11 protein-coding genes are annotated in these 15,643 nt (G+C 44.2%); 8 read left to right on the top strand and 3 right to left on the bottom strand.

All coding sequences use genetic code 11. From position 1 onward, the window contains the following. The first annotated feature begins 94 nt into the window (after positions 1 to 94). The 7 genes from JKJ11_RS09790 to fabV all read left to right on the top strand — a co-directional run bounded on the left by JKJ11_RS09790 (position 95) and on the right by fabV (position 10,573). A complete protein-coding gene (locus JKJ11_RS09790) occupies positions 95 to 766 on the top strand; it encodes an ABC transporter ATP-binding protein (RefSeq protein WP_006074745.1) in 672 nt (223 codons plus the stop codon). Next, the gene (locus JKJ11_RS09785) at positions 747 to 3,200 is read left to right on the top strand and encodes an ABC transporter permease (protein WP_006074744.1); all 2,454 of its coding nucleotides are present in this window, start codon (positions 747 to 749) and stop codon (positions 3,198 to 3,200) included. Before JKJ11_RS09790 ends, JKJ11_RS09785 begins: the two co-directional genes overlap by 20 nt. Then, positions 3,201 to 4,316 (top strand): lipocalin-like domain-containing protein, encoded by a 1,116-nt coding sequence (locus JKJ11_RS09780; RefSeq protein WP_006074743.1) that lies wholly within the window; start codon positions 3,201 to 3,203, stop codon positions 4,314 to 4,316. A 309-nt stretch (positions 4,317 to 4,625) separates the two neighbouring features. Next, complete coding sequence (gene nhaA / locus JKJ11_RS09775; protein WP_006074742.1) at positions 4,626 to 5,795, top strand: Na+/H+ antiporter NhaA; 1,170 nt, start codon at positions 4,626 to 4,628, stop codon at positions 5,793 to 5,795. 390 nt (positions 5,796 to 6,185) lie between these two features. Continuing rightward, positions 6,186 to 6,821: a TetR family transcriptional repressor PsrA gene (gene psrA / locus JKJ11_RS09770; protein WP_252038083.1), complete on the top strand. Its 636-nt coding sequence runs from the start codon at positions 6,186 to 6,188 to the stop codon at positions 6,819 to 6,821. A gap of 79 nt (positions 6,822 to 6,900) precedes the next feature. Further along, a complete protein-coding gene (locus JKJ11_RS09765; RefSeq protein WP_006074740.1) occupies positions 6,901 to 9,183 on the top strand; it encodes an acyl-CoA dehydrogenase in 2,283 nt (760 codons plus the stop codon). Positions 9,184 to 9,370: 187 nt separating this feature from the next. Further along, positions 9,371 to 10,573 (top strand): enoyl-ACP reductase FabV, encoded by a 1,203-nt coding sequence (fabV, locus tag JKJ11_RS09760; protein ID WP_252038082.1) that lies wholly within the window; start codon positions 9,371 to 9,373, stop codon positions 10,571 to 10,573. A gap of 115 nt (positions 10,574 to 10,688) precedes the next feature. On the opposite strand, the gene JKJ11_RS09755 is transcribed toward fabV, so the two are convergent. Together JKJ11_RS09755 and JKJ11_RS09750 are read right to left on the bottom strand one after the other, a co-directional pair. Then, positions 10,689 to 12,371 carry an aspartate:alanine antiporter gene (locus JKJ11_RS09755; RefSeq protein WP_088877499.1) on the bottom strand — a complete coding sequence of 561 codons (1,683 nt, stop codon included), beginning with the start codon at positions 12,369 to 12,371 and terminating at the stop codon, positions 10,689 to 10,691. Positions 12,372 to 12,625: 254 nt separating this feature from the next. After that, entirely contained in the window at positions 12,626 to 12,892 is a 267-nt protein-coding gene (locus JKJ11_RS09750; protein WP_006074737.1) for a GrxA family glutaredoxin, read from the bottom strand. 409 nt (positions 12,893 to 13,301) lie between these two features. Between JKJ11_RS09750 and JKJ11_RS09745 the strand changes: the two genes are divergently transcribed. Next, on the top strand, positions 13,302 to 14,528 hold the full coding sequence (locus JKJ11_RS09745; RefSeq protein WP_006074736.1) for an iron-containing alcohol dehydrogenase: 1,227 nt from the start codon (positions 13,302 to 13,304) through the stop codon (positions 14,526 to 14,528). A gap of 52 nt (positions 14,529 to 14,580) precedes the next feature. Here the strand turns inward: JKJ11_RS09745 and JKJ11_RS09740 are convergent, their stop codons facing one another. Beyond that, a complete protein-coding gene (locus JKJ11_RS09740; RefSeq protein ID WP_006074735.1) occupies positions 14,581 to 15,435 on the bottom strand; it encodes a MurR/RpiR family transcriptional regulator in 855 nt (284 codons plus the stop codon). Between the last annotated feature and the right edge of the window lie 208 nt (positions 15,436 to 15,643).

Raw genomic sequence — 15,643 nt, 5'->3', positions numbered from 1 at the left:
TCAATGTAGGGGCTTTATGGCCAAATTTGCTTCCTAGAACTGCAAATTTAGTGTAGATTCACACTCCAAATTTACCAGTGATTGAAGAGATTGAATGCTTAAGTTGTCAGACCTTTGTAAAGGCTATATTGACGGTGGAGAATTCCATCCTGTATTGCAAAGTGCAGAGCTAACACTGTCGCAAGGTGAACAACTGGCATTGATGGGTGAAAGTGGCTCGGGTAAGAGTACACTACTTAACTTAATCGCTGGCATCGATAAGGTCGATTCTGGGGAAATCTGGTACCCCGATTTTGCTATGCATGACGCAAAAGAAAGTCTTAGAACGGCTTATCGAAGAAATAACATTGGTCATATCTTTCAGCAGTTCAATTTGCTACCAACTCTTAATATTGCCGACAATATTCGATTCTGCAGACAGATTAAAGGACTGCCAGAAGATCGAGGGCTTTGGCGTCAGATTTTATCCGCTTTAGATTTAATGGCGTTGCTTGGTCGTTATCCAGAAGAGCTTTCTGGGGGGCAACAGCAGCGTGCGGCTATTGCTCGCGCGCTCTATATGGAGCCAAAAATCCTGCTAGCCGATGAGCCAACGGGTAGCTTGGATGAGCGTAACGCTGAAGCGGTAATGCGACTTCTTACTTCACTCACAAGACACCTAGAGTGTACCTTGCTTGTCGTCACCCACAGTGAAAAAGTCGCTTCTCACATGGACGGTTCTATCCGCCTTCAAGGGGGGCAACTTCATGTTATGGCCCGTAGTTAAAGCACTACTTGGCCATTATCGTCGCCACCCGCTACAAATACTTCTCGTCTGGCTTGGTTTAACGCTTGGTGTATCGTTATTAGTTGGCGTTACGGCTATAAACCACCACGCTAAACAGGCTTACGCAAGCGGTGAAAAACTTTTCGCTAATCCCGTTCCATACCGCATTCGCCCTAAGCACGCAGAAACCAAAATTCCGCAAGGCTTCTATATCCAACTGCGCCGCGAAGGGTTCAAACAATGTGTTCCTTTTGATATCCAAAAAGTAACTACAGTCGATGGTTTGGAACTTAACCTAGTTGGTGTAGATCCAATTTCTTTATTGCAGCTTCGTAATGTCGTCACTATTGGCGATATCGCATCGCAAGATATGATAAAAGTCCCGACGACAATTATTGTGAGTCATGATCTTGCCGAGCTTAAGGGTTGGCAAAATGGCGATACGTTGACGCTCAATAACGGAATTCAGTTAGGCCCTATCAAGATTGATTCGAAGAAAGGTATTCGCGGCACGCGTATCTTAGCGGATATGTCTTTAGTCCGTGCGATGAAAAAATCGTCTGGGTTGTCTGTAATTGCTTGTGGTGAGATGAGTGCAGCCAAACTTGAGAATCTTCGTAAGATGATTCCAAATGGTATGACGTTATCACGCAGCTCACAATCAGAACTGGAGTCGCTCACTAAAGCATTCCATACCAACTTGTCTGCGATGAGTATGCTGTCTTTCGTTGTTGGCCTGTTTATCTTCTATCAAGCGATGTCGTTGTCTTTAGCTCAGCGTCAGCCTTTGGTTGGTAGTCTGCGCCAAGTCGGTGTCTCGGGGTGGCAGTTGACTCAAGCCTTGTGTCTTGAACTGGCGGCTTTAGTGTTCTTGAGCTGGCTTGGTGGCAACCTGTTTGGTTTAGCATTGGCAAATCAGTTGATTCCAGCCGTCTCACAGAGCTTGAATGATCTTTATGATGCGAACATTGGTTTGAGCATTGAGTGGAGCTGGCAATGGAGCCTTTATAGCTTCTTATTAGCGTTCACTGGCGCTGTGGTCTCGTGTGGCTGGCCGTTAGTCCGACTTTTGAAATCTCAACCTATTCGACTTTCTGCTCGTCTATCGTTAATGCGATTTACCGGAGCAGAGTTTACATGGCAAGCGTTTGTAGCATGTGGATTTTGTGTGGCTGCAGTCGCTATTTATCAAGCACCTAAGTCGCAGAACTCAGGTTATGCCATCATTGTATTGATGTTGCTAAGTGTCGCATTGATTACGCCGTTTATTACTTGGAAAATCTTCACGTTATTCTCGTACTCTCTCCGCTGGGTAAAAGTCCGTTGGTTCTTTGCGGATGCAGCTGCCAGTATGAGCTACCGCGGTGTTGCCAATATGGCTTTCATGTTAGCTATGGCTGCTAATATGGGGGTTGAGACTATGGTTGGTAGTTTTAGAGATACTACTGACCGATGGTTAACCCAAAGGCTTGCGGCCGATATTTACGTTTATCCAACTAACAATAATGCAGTTCGCATGAGTAAATGGTTGGAAGCTCAACCCGAAGTTGATCGCGTCTGGTGGCGCTGGGAAGAGGAGATCCCGACAGATCATGGAATGATGCAAGTGGTTAGTACGGGTGACTCAGAAGGTGAACGCGACGCGTTAACTGTTAAAATTGCTGTTCCTAACTATTGGTATAATCTTCACCACTCTCGCAGTGTCATGATCAGCGAATCTATGGCACTTAAGTTGGATATTCGTCCGGGCGATTATGTCGATTTAGGTCCGCCACTGGGTGGGAACTGGCACGTGATTGGTGTCTACTATGATTACGGAAACCCTTATCATCAAGTATTGTTATCGCAAAATCGTTGGCTAGCCAACTTAGAAGGTTCTGGTGATGTGGCGTTAGGAGCGGTACTGAATGATAAGTCTCAATCGTTGTTTGTCGAAAGACGCCTGCAATCGACATTTAGGTTAAACAGTGAACGGATTTACGACAACACGTCTATTCACGCTAAAGCGATGACTACCTTTGATCGTACTTTTGCGATTGCTGACACCCTGGGCAATATCACCTTGGTGATTGCCGTGTTTGGTATCTTCTTTGCAACAATAGCAGGGGAAATCTCTAGACAACGCCATACCTCGTTGCTGCGCTGTCTGGGTATTTCCGCAAAAGAGCTGGTGTTAATGGGTGGCTTACAGTTGCTGGTGTTTGGGCTTATCTCTGCCATTATTGCTATGCCGCTTGGTATTGCACTGGCGCAACTGATTGTGGATATTGTGATCAAGCAGTCGTTCGGTTGGTCTTTACAACTGCAGATTGTCCCATGGCAGTATCTCACCACATGTTTGTGGTCTCTGTTGGCCTTGGTAGTTGCAGGAGCGCTACCAGTGCTGAAGTTGATACGTAATACACCGATTCATTCGTTAAGGGATGCGTTATAGATGAATCGTATGCAGAAGCTTATTTTCTCATGCTTGCTGGTAGTGGTGGTCGCTAGCACTTCAATTTGGCTAACGGAATCACGCGAGTCAAAGCCCAGTGTGACTAAAGCGACCTATATCAATACTGTATTTGGTTCTCCAGGTCGTAAGGTTTTTGAACCTGTTTTACCCGACCGAGAGGTTGAGCTACCAAGAGACTTCCGTTTTCATCCTGAATTCCAACATGAATGGTGGCAAATGGTGGTGCAGCTGAAAGACGAATCTGGTCAGGCATACTGGCTAAGATGGCGCTTTTTTCGCTATGCCAGCGATGACCGTATTGCAACGGGTTGGCAAGATCCACAGATCTACATCGCAAATTTAGTGATGAATAGCCATTTAGGAATGTTTACTGATCAGCGCATCGCTCGTGGTGGTATCGGTCAGGCGGGAGGTCTTAGCCGTCCATTTCGCGTTTGGATTGATGAGTGGTCTTGGCGTTCTCTGTCTAATCAGCCACTGCCTGGGAATCTGCGCTTATCCAGCGATAACTTCAGTGTGAATCTTCAGTTAAAACAAACCGGGCCATATGCTCTTATTGGCGAAAATGGCTACCACGCCAAACATGATCTACTCCCTCGCGCATCTTATACTTTTGAATCGCCGTTTGTTGCATCAACAGGAGAGTTGACCCTATCAGATGGTAAGGTGCTGAAAGTGACAGGCCGCGCTTGGTTAAGTAAAGAGTGGGGTAGTGAGCTTGTTGGTGCAAATTATGTCGGCGAAGATAACTTTCTTCTTTGGCTGAGCGATACTGAAGCGCTACAGGTGAGCCAATATCGTTACAAAGACAATATGCCCTATACCACGGCTGCTTTGATTGATATTAAAGGTAACATCATTAACATCCCATCGGAGGACATCATACTTAAGGCACTCAACTATACGGAATTTGCGTCAGGAACTCGTGTGCCTCTATCCTGGAATCTACAAATCCCCAGCCAAAATATCGACTTGGTTATTAATGCTCGTAAGCGAGATAACTGGGTGAATTTCGTCGTACCACAATGGCAAGGGTCAGTTACGGCCAAAGGTTCAGATTCTGCCATTGGCTTTATGCAACTTAGTGGTTATTAGGTAAGAAAAACCTTTTTGTTGTTATATAGTTACAAGTAACAATCTGTTACTAATTCTCTTCTGCCTTCAACTCTCAAATGATATTGACTACAGCTAAGTGATTGAATTTATCAATGACTAGCTGCTCATCTATGCACTATACTTCTATCTAACACGGCCATTACTTGTGAGGATATCTCGAACGGTTTAGTTTTATATTTCGGAAATTCCTTAGTATAAACTCCGTAGAATCGATTTTTTCTGAAAATTAACTAGATATACAATTTTTAACATTCTGACAAGATGAATAACTATTAAGGGCTTTACAACATGAATGACGTCATTCGTAATTTTTTCAAGATGGAGTCAGCTGGAGGTATCATCCTCGTTATCGCTGCTGCGATCGCTATGTTCGTCGCAAACTCTCCATTGAACGAAATGTATCAAGGCGTGCTTCATACCTACGTGTTTGGTCTGTCTATCTCACACTGGATCAACGATGGTTTGATGGCGATCTTCTTCTTCCTGATCGGTTTGGAAGTAAAACGTGAGCTACTCGAAGGTGCATTGAAGTCTAGAGAGACTGCTATTTTCCCTGCGATTGCAGCGGTCGGTGGCATGTTAGCTCCAGCACTTATTTATGTACTGTTTAACATGGGTGATCCTGAAGCTATGAGTGGCTGGGCGATCCCAGCAGCAACGGATATCGCGTTTGCTTTAGGTATTATGGCGTTGTTGGGTAAGCGTGTCCCTGTAGCTCTGAAAGTATTCCTACTTGCACTTGCTATCATTGATGACTTAGGCGTTATCGTTATTATTGCGTTGTTTTATAGCAGCGATCTGTCTACGTTGGCGTTAACTATTGGCTTCATAATGACCGCCGTGTTGTTCATGTTGAACGCGAAGAAGGTGACAAGCATACCTGTTTACCTCTTGGTTGGTGCGGTTCTTTGGGTGAGTGTATTGGCCTCTGGAGTGCACGCAACCTTAGCTGGTGTGGTATTAGGCTTTGCTATCCCTCTTAAAGGTAATGAAGGTGAAAAGTCACCGCTGAAACATATAGAACATGCGCTTCATCCATACGTCGCATTTTTGATTCTACCTATCTTCGCGTTTGCCAATGCTGGCATCTCGTTGGAAGGCGTGTCAATGTCGGGTCTAACGTCGATGTTGCCACTTGGTATTGCGCTAGGTCTCTTGGTTGGTAAACCACTAGGTATCTTCAGTTTTAGTTGGTTAGCAGTGAAACTTGGTGTGGCAAAACTGCCTGATGGTGTGGACTTTAAGCAGGTGTTTGCGGTGTCTGTTTTGTGTGGTATTGGCTTTACTATGTCGATTTTCATATCATCTCTGGCGTTTACTGGAGTGAGCCCCGAGTTTGATACATACGCTAGATTGGGCATTTTAATGGGCTCAACAACCGCAGCTGTTCTTGGCTACATATTGCTTAACTTCTCACTTCCTAAAGAAGAGGCGCCAGAACCGAAGGTTCAATACTAACTGCCAGAAACTATGATTACACAAACCCAGCTTAGGCTGGGTTTTTTTATGTTTGAAAAACGGATAAAAAAAGCCCAAACCAATGTTGGTTTGGGCGGATACAAAAATAGGAGTTAATAAGAAAAAGCAGCATATGTCATCAACAATAACAATGGAAATCAGTGTCATGTCGGTAAAACAAGTCATTGTTGATAACACTTAAATAGACCCGATAACGATGAGTTAGTTCATTAAAAAAACACGTTTTTTTTAGAAAATTTTCAAAGTTTAATGAAAACAGGTGGTTATAACCCTTGTCCGACCAGTCTTGCGTATTTATTAAAAAGTTTGATGTTAATCACTTGTTATCTTGCTGTTGCGAGAGTATATTCAAACATGTGTTTGATACGGATGATTGAAATGACCAATAGAGTAACTACCAAGGATAAGATTCTCGATGTCGCAGAGATACTGTTCGCTGAGCATGGATTCAACGATACCTCTCTACGAACTATCACTAGCAAGGCTAACGTGAATTTAGCCTCCGTGAACTATCATTTTGGCGATAAAAAAACTCTGGTTCGAGCAGTACTTAATCGTTATCTAGAAGCGTTTATGCCGGCTGTAGAAGCGGCGCTCTACGAACTGAATGAGCGTGAGCACTACACAATGGCCGATGTATTTGGTGCGCTGAAGTCACCTTTGCTTAGCTTGAACCAAGTGAAGCCGGGAGGAGCGAGCAGATTCATGTCGCTAGTTGGACGTGGCTATACTGATGTTCAAGGCCACTTGCGCTGGTTTATCACTACTCGGTACACCGAAGCGCTAGCGATGTTCACTCACTCTGTGATGAAAGCGAATCCAAAGTTAGATGCAGAAACCCTGTTTTGGCGTTTGCACCTAACACTGGGTACATGCGTATTCACTATGGCATCGAGTCAAGCATTATCAGAAATTGCTTTGAGTTCCTTTGATAAAGAAGTAGACGCAGAAGCAATCATCAACCAAATAATTCCCTATCTCGCTGCAGGTGTAGCGGCGGAATAATGACTACCAAGCTAAAACCTTAATCAAACTAATAACCCAAATAATAACAAGAAATAATCTGAACAAAAGGATAGGTATCATGAGCTCTCTGAGAAGAAAATGGATAAGTGACCCTGCATTCAAAATGTTTAAGAAGGTATTGCCACCACTATCGGCAACCGAGAAAGAAGCAATGGAAGCAGGGAGCGTATGGTGGGATGGAGAGTTATTCTCTGGAACGCCTAACTTTAAAACACTGCACCAATACCCTAAGCCGACGCTGTCAGCAGAAGAGCAGTCCTTTATGGACAATGAGCTTGAAACACTGCTAGAGATGCTAGATGACAACAAAATCGTGAAAGAAGACCGCGATTTACCGAAAGAAGTATGGGAATACTTGCGTAAAGAGCGTTTCTTTTCTCTCATTATCTCTAAAAAGTTTGGCGGTAGAGAGTTTTCGCCACTAGCGAACTCTACCATTGTAACTAAAATTGCGACTCGCAGTATTAGTGCTGCCGTATCGGTTATGGTTCCAAACTCACTAGGCCCAGGTGAGCTTCTGTCTCACTACGGAACGCAAGAGCAGAAAGATTATTGGTTGCCACGCTTGGCTGACGGTACTGATATCCCATGTTTCGCATTGACGGGCCCTGAAGCGGGTTCTGACGCTGGCGGTATCCCAGACAAAGGTATCGTGTGTTATGGCGAGCATGAAGGCAAAGAAGTATTAGGGATTCGCCTTAATTGGAATAAGCGTTATATCACGCTTGCACCAGTTGCGACTGTGTTGGGTCTCGCTTTCAAATTGCACGATCCCGACAAACTTATGGGTGACAAAGAAGATATCGGTATCACTTGTGCACTGATTCCAGCAGACCATAAAGGTGTTGAGATCGGTGAGCGTCATGACCCATTGCATTTGGCATTCATGAACGGTCCGACACGTGGTAAAGATGTATTTATCCCAATGGATTGGCTGATTGGTGGTCAAGAGTATGCTGGTCGTGGATGGAGAATGTTGGTTGAATGTCTGTCCGCAGGTCGAGGTATCTCACTTCCAGCACTAGGTACCGCTATTGGACACCTAACAACACGAACAACGGGTGCTTACGCTTATGTTCGTAAACAGTTTGGTATGTCTATCGGTAAGTTTGAGGGTGTAGCAGAAGCTATGGGCCGTATTGGTGGCTTAACCTACCTACTTGAAGCGACTCGAACATTAACGACTACCTCGCTGGATATGGGGGAAAAACCAGGAATCGTTACAGCGATTGCCAAATACCATATGACTGAGATGGCACGTACTATTCTCAATGACTCTATGGATATTCACGCTGGACGTGCCATCCAAGATGGTCCTATGAATTACCTTGCTTCGAGCTATTTGGGTATCCCGGTAGCGATCACAGTAGAAGGTGCAAACATCCTCACTCGTAACTTGATGATCTTTGGTCAGGGCGCAACACGTTGTCATCCATATGTCCTTAAAGAGATGGAAGCAGCAGCCAACCCAGATGAGAAACAGGCTGCTGAGGACTTTGATAAGCTACTGTTCAAACATATCGGTCATGCAACTAAAAACACCTTGGGTGCCTTTACTGCAGCATTAACAGGTTCTGCATTTGTCGGTGCTCATATGAGTGGTCCAACGAAACGCTACTACAAAGACCTAACTCGCCTAAGTAAAGCCTTAGCAGTGAGTGCAGACTTTGCCATGTTGACACTGGGTGGTGATCTGAAACGTAAAGAGATGATCTCAGCACGTTTAGGTGACGGTCTTGCTTACCTGTTCATGGCTTCTGCGGCGCTGAAGAAGTATGAAGATGATGGTCGTCAACAAGCTGACTTGGATTACGTTCATTACTCGGTTCAACATTGTTTCTACCATGCAGCGAAGTCACTGAACGAAGCTTACCGCAACTTCCCAGCACGATGGGCAGGGGTGACTTTGAAAGGTCTATTATTCCCGATTGGTAACCATTTTGAGAAACCATCAGACGATCTAGGGTTGAAACTAGCAAAAAGTATGATGGTACCGGGTGCGCATCGTGATCGCCTGACTCACCTATGTTACATCGGGCCAAAAGAGGACGATAATGTCGGTCTTATGGAAAACGCCTTTATCGCGATGTACAACATTCGTGACCTAGAGAAAAAGCTGTTTGTTGGTGTGAAAGAAGGCAAAGTGGCGAAGAAAGGTCTATTGGAAGATCGATTGAATCAAGCACTTGAAGCTAATGTTCTGACTGAAGAAGAAGTCGCTAGAATTCGTGAAGCGGATGCTCTTCGCTACAAAGCGATTCAAGTTGACCACTTTAGCCATGACATGTCTGAAGTAAGAACGCACTCAGAGTCCAAACCAAAGTTGAATAGTGTTGCCTAACTAGGACAGAAACTATTCTTGTTAATAGCAAAAAGCGCCTTTTTATAGGGCGCTTTTTTTATAGAAATCGAGGATTAGGCGCCGAAAGTGCTCCAACCACTTAGAAAATTCAAGGAAATTGACAGAAATAAGATGCGAACTGGGATTGAAACTCTTATCCTACTAGGGATTTTTTGAGGAACTGAATATGATCATCAAACCAAGAATTCGTGGATTTATTTGTACTACTACTCACCCAGTAGGTTGTGAAGCAAACGTAAAAGAACAAATCGCTTATACCAAAGCTCAAGGACCAATTGCAAACGCGCCAAAGCGTGTACTTGTTGTTGGCTCTTCTAGTGGTTATGGCCTGTCTTCTCGTATCGCTGCGGCATTCGGTGGTGGTGCGGCGACAATCGGCGTATTTTTCGAAAAACCAGGTACAGAACGTAAGCCTGGTACAGCAGGTTTCTATAACTCTGCTGCTTTTGACAAGCTAGCAAAAGAAGAAGGCTTGTACTCGAAGAGCATCAACGGTGATGCTTTCTCTAACGAAGCAAAACAAAAAGTTATTGATTTAGTCAAAGAAGATCTTGGTCAAATCGACATGGTGGTTTACTCATTGGCTTCTCCAGTACGTAAGCTTCCAGAAACGGGTGAGCTGATTCGTTCATCGCTAAAACCAATTGGTGAGACTTACACTTCTACAGCAGTAGACACAAACTCAGACACAATCATTGAAGCAAGTGTTGAGCCAGCGACAGAACAAGAGATTGAAGATACTGTTACTGTAATGGGCGGCCAAGATTGGGAGCTATGGATTAACGCGCTATCAGATGCTGGTGTACTTGCAGACGGTTGTAAGACGGTTGCGTATTCATACATTGGTACTGAGCTGACATGGCCTATCTATTGGGAAGGCGCACTAGGTAAAGCAAAAATGGACCTAGATCGTGCCGCTACAGAGCTTAACGATAAGTTGGCTAAAACTGGTGGTAGTGCCAATGTAGCGGTTCTTAAGTCTGTTGTGACTCAAGCAAGTTCGGCGATTCCTGTTATGCCTCTTTATATCGCAATGGTATTTAAGAAGATGCGTGAAGAGGGTATCCACGAAGGCTGTATGGAGCAGATCTTCCGTATGTTCTCTCAGCGTCTTTACAAAGCTGACGGTAGCGCTGCAGAAGTCGATGAAAAGAATCGTTTACGTCTAGATGACTGGGAACTGCGTGATGATATCCAGAAGCACTGTGCAGAACTTTGGCCACAAATCACAACTGAAAATCTGAAAGAGCTAACTGACTACGTTGAGTACAAAGAAGAGTTCTTGAAGCTATTTGGTTTCGGTGTTGACGGTGTGGACTATGATGCAGATGTATCACCACTCGTAGAGTTTGATGTTATCGACCTATAATCGAGACATTAGCTGATAGTGAAAAGGGGCGCTTTATGCGCCCCTTTGCTATTTGCTGTATATAGAAATAACAGTTTTGATAGAACCGTTGCCCTAGAGCTTTCGTTATAAAAGACTAGGACAAAATGATAAGTATGGTACCTGCTAGTGTCATTAGTATGTTAGCAATAGCATAGGTGCCCGCATAACCAAGTGCCGGTATAGTTGAACGTGCGTGTTCATTAACAACATCCATAGCCGGTGCGCAAGTTCGTGCACCCACAATCGCACCTATCAACAACGCTCGGTTCATTTTCAGAACGTACGCTCCAACAAGGTAAGCTAAAACAACAGGCACAACGCTAACTAAGAAAGCTATCGCTATGACCTGAGGACCGACTTGAGTTAAGTGCTCAAACATCTTGCCGCCTGCACTCAAGCCAATACCAACCATAAAGAACATCAAGCCAAGATCTTTGACCATGTTCAAGGCTCCCTGAGGAACATAACCAAAAGTAGGGTGGTTGGCTCTTAAGAAACCGAGCGTGATCCCTGCAAGCAAAAGACCTACAGCGTTACCTAGACCAAACGAAACTTGTCCAAAAGTCATGGTAATCAAACCAAACATAATGCCAAGAATAAAGAAGCTACAAAACGCGAGCAGGTCGGCCATTTGACTGTGGATCGAAATGAAACCAATTTTCTCTGCAAGGCCATGTACACGACTCTTTTCACCACTGACCTGAAGAATATCCCCTTTTGCCAGCACGATATTGGCGTCCATTGGCATTTCAATTTGCGCTCGAACGACTCGGTTGAGGAAACAGCCATACTCGGAAAGGTTTAGGCTCGATAAGCTCTTTCCTGCAATGTTGTCACTTTTTACTACGATCTCTTCTTCAACGATTCGCAGGTCGAGCAAGTTGCGGTCGAATACTTCTTTACCGTTGCGGAAGCTTGGGTCTAGACGAGCGTGACTGTCAGGGAAACCAACCAAGGCAATCTCATCGCCTTCTTGCAAAATAGCATCGCCATCTGGGTGAGCCAAGATGCCATTACGGCGAATTCGCTCGATATAACAGCCTGTTTGGCGATAAATACCAAGCTCTCTCAAGTTTTTCCCGTCCGTCCAGTCGATTAGCTCTTGTCCGACACGGTAAGCACGAATAATAGGCAGATAGACTTTTCTCTGGCCTGAGCCGCCCAACCCTCGTTCTTGCGCGATTTGCTGTGCAGAGTCATGCAGGTTTTGCTTTTGCAACTTAGGCAGTAACTTGGCAAGCATGATCATACTGATAAGGCCGATCAGGTAAGCCATTGCATAACCTACAGAAAGATTCTCTATGACCAAAGAGAAGTCCATTCCACGCGGAATCGTCGCAAGCCCTGAATTTAAGGCGTCTTGAGCACCTACTAACACTGGTGTAGCGGTCAAAGCACCGGCCATCACACCTGCGGAAAGACCGTAATCAAGTCCCAAGTAGTGGCTAGCAAAGTAGGTCACTGTCAGTGCGGTGACCAACACAACAAGACTGAGAATTAAATAATGTTTTCCGTCACGGAAAAAGATGCCAAAGAAGTTGGGACCAGCTTCAATACCCACACAGTAGATAAATAGCATAAAGCCGATGGTCAAGGCTTCCGCATTAAAACTGAAACCTAAATGTCCCATGACGAGAGAGGCAATTAAAACACCAATAGAGTTGCCGAGTTGAAGATTACCAAAGCGAATTTTGCCAAAAGCAAGGCCAATCGCTAAAGCGACAAAGATGAGAAGAATCGGGTTTTGATCTAGCAAATTTACTACGTCGATATTCACTGTATGTAGCTGCTCGAAGAGGCTTAAGTTGAGATTAATAAAGTGTGGCGATTGTAGCCGAAATAATCAAAAAGATAAGTGATTTTTTTTATGTTTTACTATTAGATTACGTATTTCTATCCTAATCCAGACAAAGCCTGACAATCGATGACAGTCTTGATGAAAACGGATGCAGCTCGCAAATAAAAAAGCCAGCTTATATCAGCTGGCTATTGAGACTCTTTTTTCAACTATACTATTGATAGTGCAGACGATTATTCGTCAAAAAGGCCAAGATTTTCTTTAGCGTAGGCTTCGAATTCAGTACAGCCGCCAATGTGCTCTTGGTCAATGAAGATTTGAGGTACTGTTTCAACAGGTTTACCTACAGTTTTCTCTAAATCTGCTTTTGAGATACCTTCTGCATGGATATCAACGTAACGGTAGTTAAAATCGTCACGTTTTTCTTTTAGCTTTTCAGCGTGCTCTTTTGCACGAACACAGAATGGACAACCAGGGCGACCAAAAATCACTACGAACATTGACTTTCTCCTTGAAGATTAAACTTTTTCTGAGCATCTAAAGAGACCAAGTCTCAGCTCTTTCATATTGTTGGAAACCACTATGCCTCAAGATGAAAAGGAAATAAAGTGGCAAATCCCACTTGCTCTAATAGGTGAAAACTATCAGAGCATAATTTACTCAGTTAGATGCAAAGTTGAACATAACGGAGTGTGATTTATGGCAAAGTTGTCGATATAAAATAGAGCAAAAACTAAGTAGCTTGGTTTAAATCAAGTTTTTGCAGCAAAGGAAACTGCATGCTTATCGAAGCTTTTCTTTTCTATGTTTGCACTACCAATAAGACTCACACTTAGAGTATTTGTATTGCTAGTTTCATAGGCAATGGTTTGATTAGTGAGTCGAATGGTATACCTAAAGGATATTGGTATGTTTCAGTTCATGACGTCTAGTCGTATTATCTTCGGAGAGGGCGCGCTTCAATCTTCCCTCTCAATCATCAATCAGTTTGGATACAGTGTGTTGCTGGTAACAGGGCAGGAGCGTCAAAGAGCCGACCCTGTGATTCATTATCTTCACAGCCAAAACATGCGTTATCAGCATGTCGCCATTCGTGGCGAGCCTAACATTACCATGGTCGAGGAAACGGCGATCATGGGTAGGCGTTTTAAGCCTGACATGGTGGTTGCTATTGGTGGTGGCAGTGTTTTAGATATGGGTAAGGCACTTGCTGCGATCATTCCCAATCAGGGTGATGTCTACGACTATGTTGAAGTTGTGGGTCGAAATGTGCCATTAAAAACCAAACCTATTCCCATGATCGCAATTCCAACTACAGCCAGTACCGGAGCTGAAGTGACCAAAAATGCGGTACTTAAATCTGGACAAGATAAGGTTAAAGTGAGTTTACGGAATCCGGATATGTTGCCTGATGTGGCGATTGTCGACCCTGTTCTAACCTACGGTACCGATGCTTACACTTCGGGGCGGGGTGCAATGGATGCATTTACTCACTTAATGGAAGCGTACGTTTGTGGTGAACCCAACCCATTGACTGATATGGTTTGTGAAGAAGGTTTGAGACGCCTCAGTTATTCCATTATCTCAGGTTGCAAACAAGATAATCCCAAATCACGTGCGGATCTGTCCTTTGCCGCGATGCTAGGCGGGATGGCGATAACTAATGCCAAATTGGGGGCTGCTCATGGCCTTGCCTCAGCGCTTGGTGGCAAAATTACCGCGCCACATAGCGTGATTACCGCACGACTCGCTCCACATGTTATGACTGAGAACATTAAAGCAGCGAAAAGAGCAGGACGCAGTGACGTGTTGAATCGATACCGTAATATGGCGCAAATTCTTACTGGACGAACCAATGCCAGTATTGAAGACAGCGTGCTATGGGTGAATATGATACTCGAAAGGCTTGAACTGCCACTACTATCCGAGTTTGGCGTTTGTAATACGTCTTTCGAGCAGGTTGCTGCTGATGCAATGAAGTCAGTAGCTATTAAAGGCAACCCTATACCATTAACTGAAGACAGACTTATTTTTATTCTGAATCAAGTGTGTCAATGTCAGTGCGATGGTCATCCGCAAACCCATGAGGACTCAAACCAAGTAGAGATTCGCAATAATCCAGTCGAGACAGATTAACGAGCAATAAAAAAGAGGCCATTGGCCTCTTTTTTTAACGGATTTTCTATGACTAGTAGTTAGGCATTTTGTTGTAGCGAGAATCTTTTAATGCTTCTTTCACGCGTTTTAGGTTGTCTCTGAAGCCAGAGCCACGACGCAATGTAAAGCCTGTCGCTAAGACATCGATGATGGTCATCTGTACCACGCGGCTAGCCATCGGCATGTAAACGTCAGTGTCTTCTGGTACGTCGACAGTAATAGATAACGAACTGGCCTTATCTAACGGCGAGTCTTTCGCGGTAACGGCAATAACTGTTGCACCGTTTTCCCTAGCAAGGTGAGCAATTTCAACTTGGCTCTTAGTACGACCTGTGTGAGAAATCAGTACGATAACATCGTTGTCTGAACAGTTGATACAGCTCATACGTTGCATTACTACGTCTTCGTAACAAGAGATAGGAATGTTGAAACGGATAAACTTGTTTTGAGCATCTCGAGCAACCGATGAGGAAGCACCTAGACCAAAGAAAGAGATTCGCTTTGCTTGAGTCAGCAAGTCAACCGCACGATTGATTTGCATCGGGTCTAGGCTGTTCTTAGCAACGTCCAAGCATGCCATTGTCGACTCAAAAATCTTGTGAGTATAGGCATCCGGACCGTCGTCTTCTTCGACGTTACGGTTCACATAAGGTGTACCATTCGCCAAACTTTGTGCGAGGTGCAGTTTAAAGTCTGGGAAACCTTTGGTGTCTAAACGACGGCAGAAGCGGTTAACAGTTGGCTCACTAACATCCGCCATCTTAGCGAGTGTCGCGATACTTGAGTGTATGGCAGTCTGGGGGGATGCCATAATAACTTCAGCAACCTTACGTTCAGATTTGCTGAAGTTCTCTAAATTTTTTTGGACTTTCTCTAGTGTATTCATAGTGTTCACAGGGTAAAGAGAACAACTTGCTGGCGATTCTATTAGTGAAGAGCAAAAGGTAATTTCGCAAATCTCAATCTAACATTGAGTTCTTATAGTACGTTAGAAATACGCCAACTCCATGTCCTCAGTATAAACGAAGCAGCATACGAGCTGTAATAAAAGCTCACATGAAATCTTTAGAATATGACAGGCATCAAACAAAAAA

The sequence above is a fragment of the Vibrio sp. SCSIO 43133 genome, from assembly GCF_023716845.1.
In the GTDB taxonomy this organism is placed as follows: Bacteria; Pseudomonadota; Gammaproteobacteria; order Enterobacterales; family Vibrionaceae; genus Vibrio; species Vibrio mediterranei.
This window is presented reverse-complemented; position numbering and strand designations above follow the sequence as displayed.

Bases quoted from the DNA above. Each gene is read 5' to 3' on its own strand.
- fabV (WP_252038082.1), top strand. From the start codon at position 9,371: ATGATCATCAAACCAAGAATTCGTGGATTTATTTGTACTACTACTCAC.
- nhaA (WP_006074742.1), top strand. From the start codon at position 4,626: ATGAATGACGTCATTCGTAATTTTTTCAAGATGGAGTCAGCTGGAGGT.
- JKJ11_RS09765 (WP_006074740.1), top strand. From the start codon at position 6,901: ATGAGCTCTCTGAGAAGAAAATGGATAAGTGACCCTGCATTCAAAATG.
- JKJ11_RS09780 (WP_006074743.1), top strand. From the start codon at position 3,201: ATGAATCGTATGCAGAAGCTTATTTTCTCATGCTTGCTGGTAGTGGTG.
- psrA (WP_252038083.1), top strand. From the start codon at position 6,186: ATGATTGAAATGACCAATAGAGTAACTACCAAGGATAAGATTCTCGAT.
- JKJ11_RS09740 (WP_006074735.1), bottom strand. From the start codon at position 15,435: ATGAATACACTAGAGAAAGTCCAAAAAAATTTAGAGAACTTCAGCAAA.
- JKJ11_RS09750 (WP_006074737.1), bottom strand. From the start codon at position 12,892: ATGTTCGTAGTGATTTTTGGTCGCCCTGGTTGTCCATTCTGTGTTCGT.
- JKJ11_RS09745 (WP_006074736.1), top strand. From the start codon at position 13,302: ATGTTTCAGTTCATGACGTCTAGTCGTATTATCTTCGGAGAGGGCGCG.
- JKJ11_RS09790 (WP_006074745.1), top strand. From the start codon at position 95: ATGCTTAAGTTGTCAGACCTTTGTAAAGGCTATATTGACGGTGGAGAA.
- JKJ11_RS09785 (WP_006074744.1), top strand. From the start codon at position 747: ATGTTATGGCCCGTAGTTAAAGCACTACTTGGCCATTATCGTCGCCAC.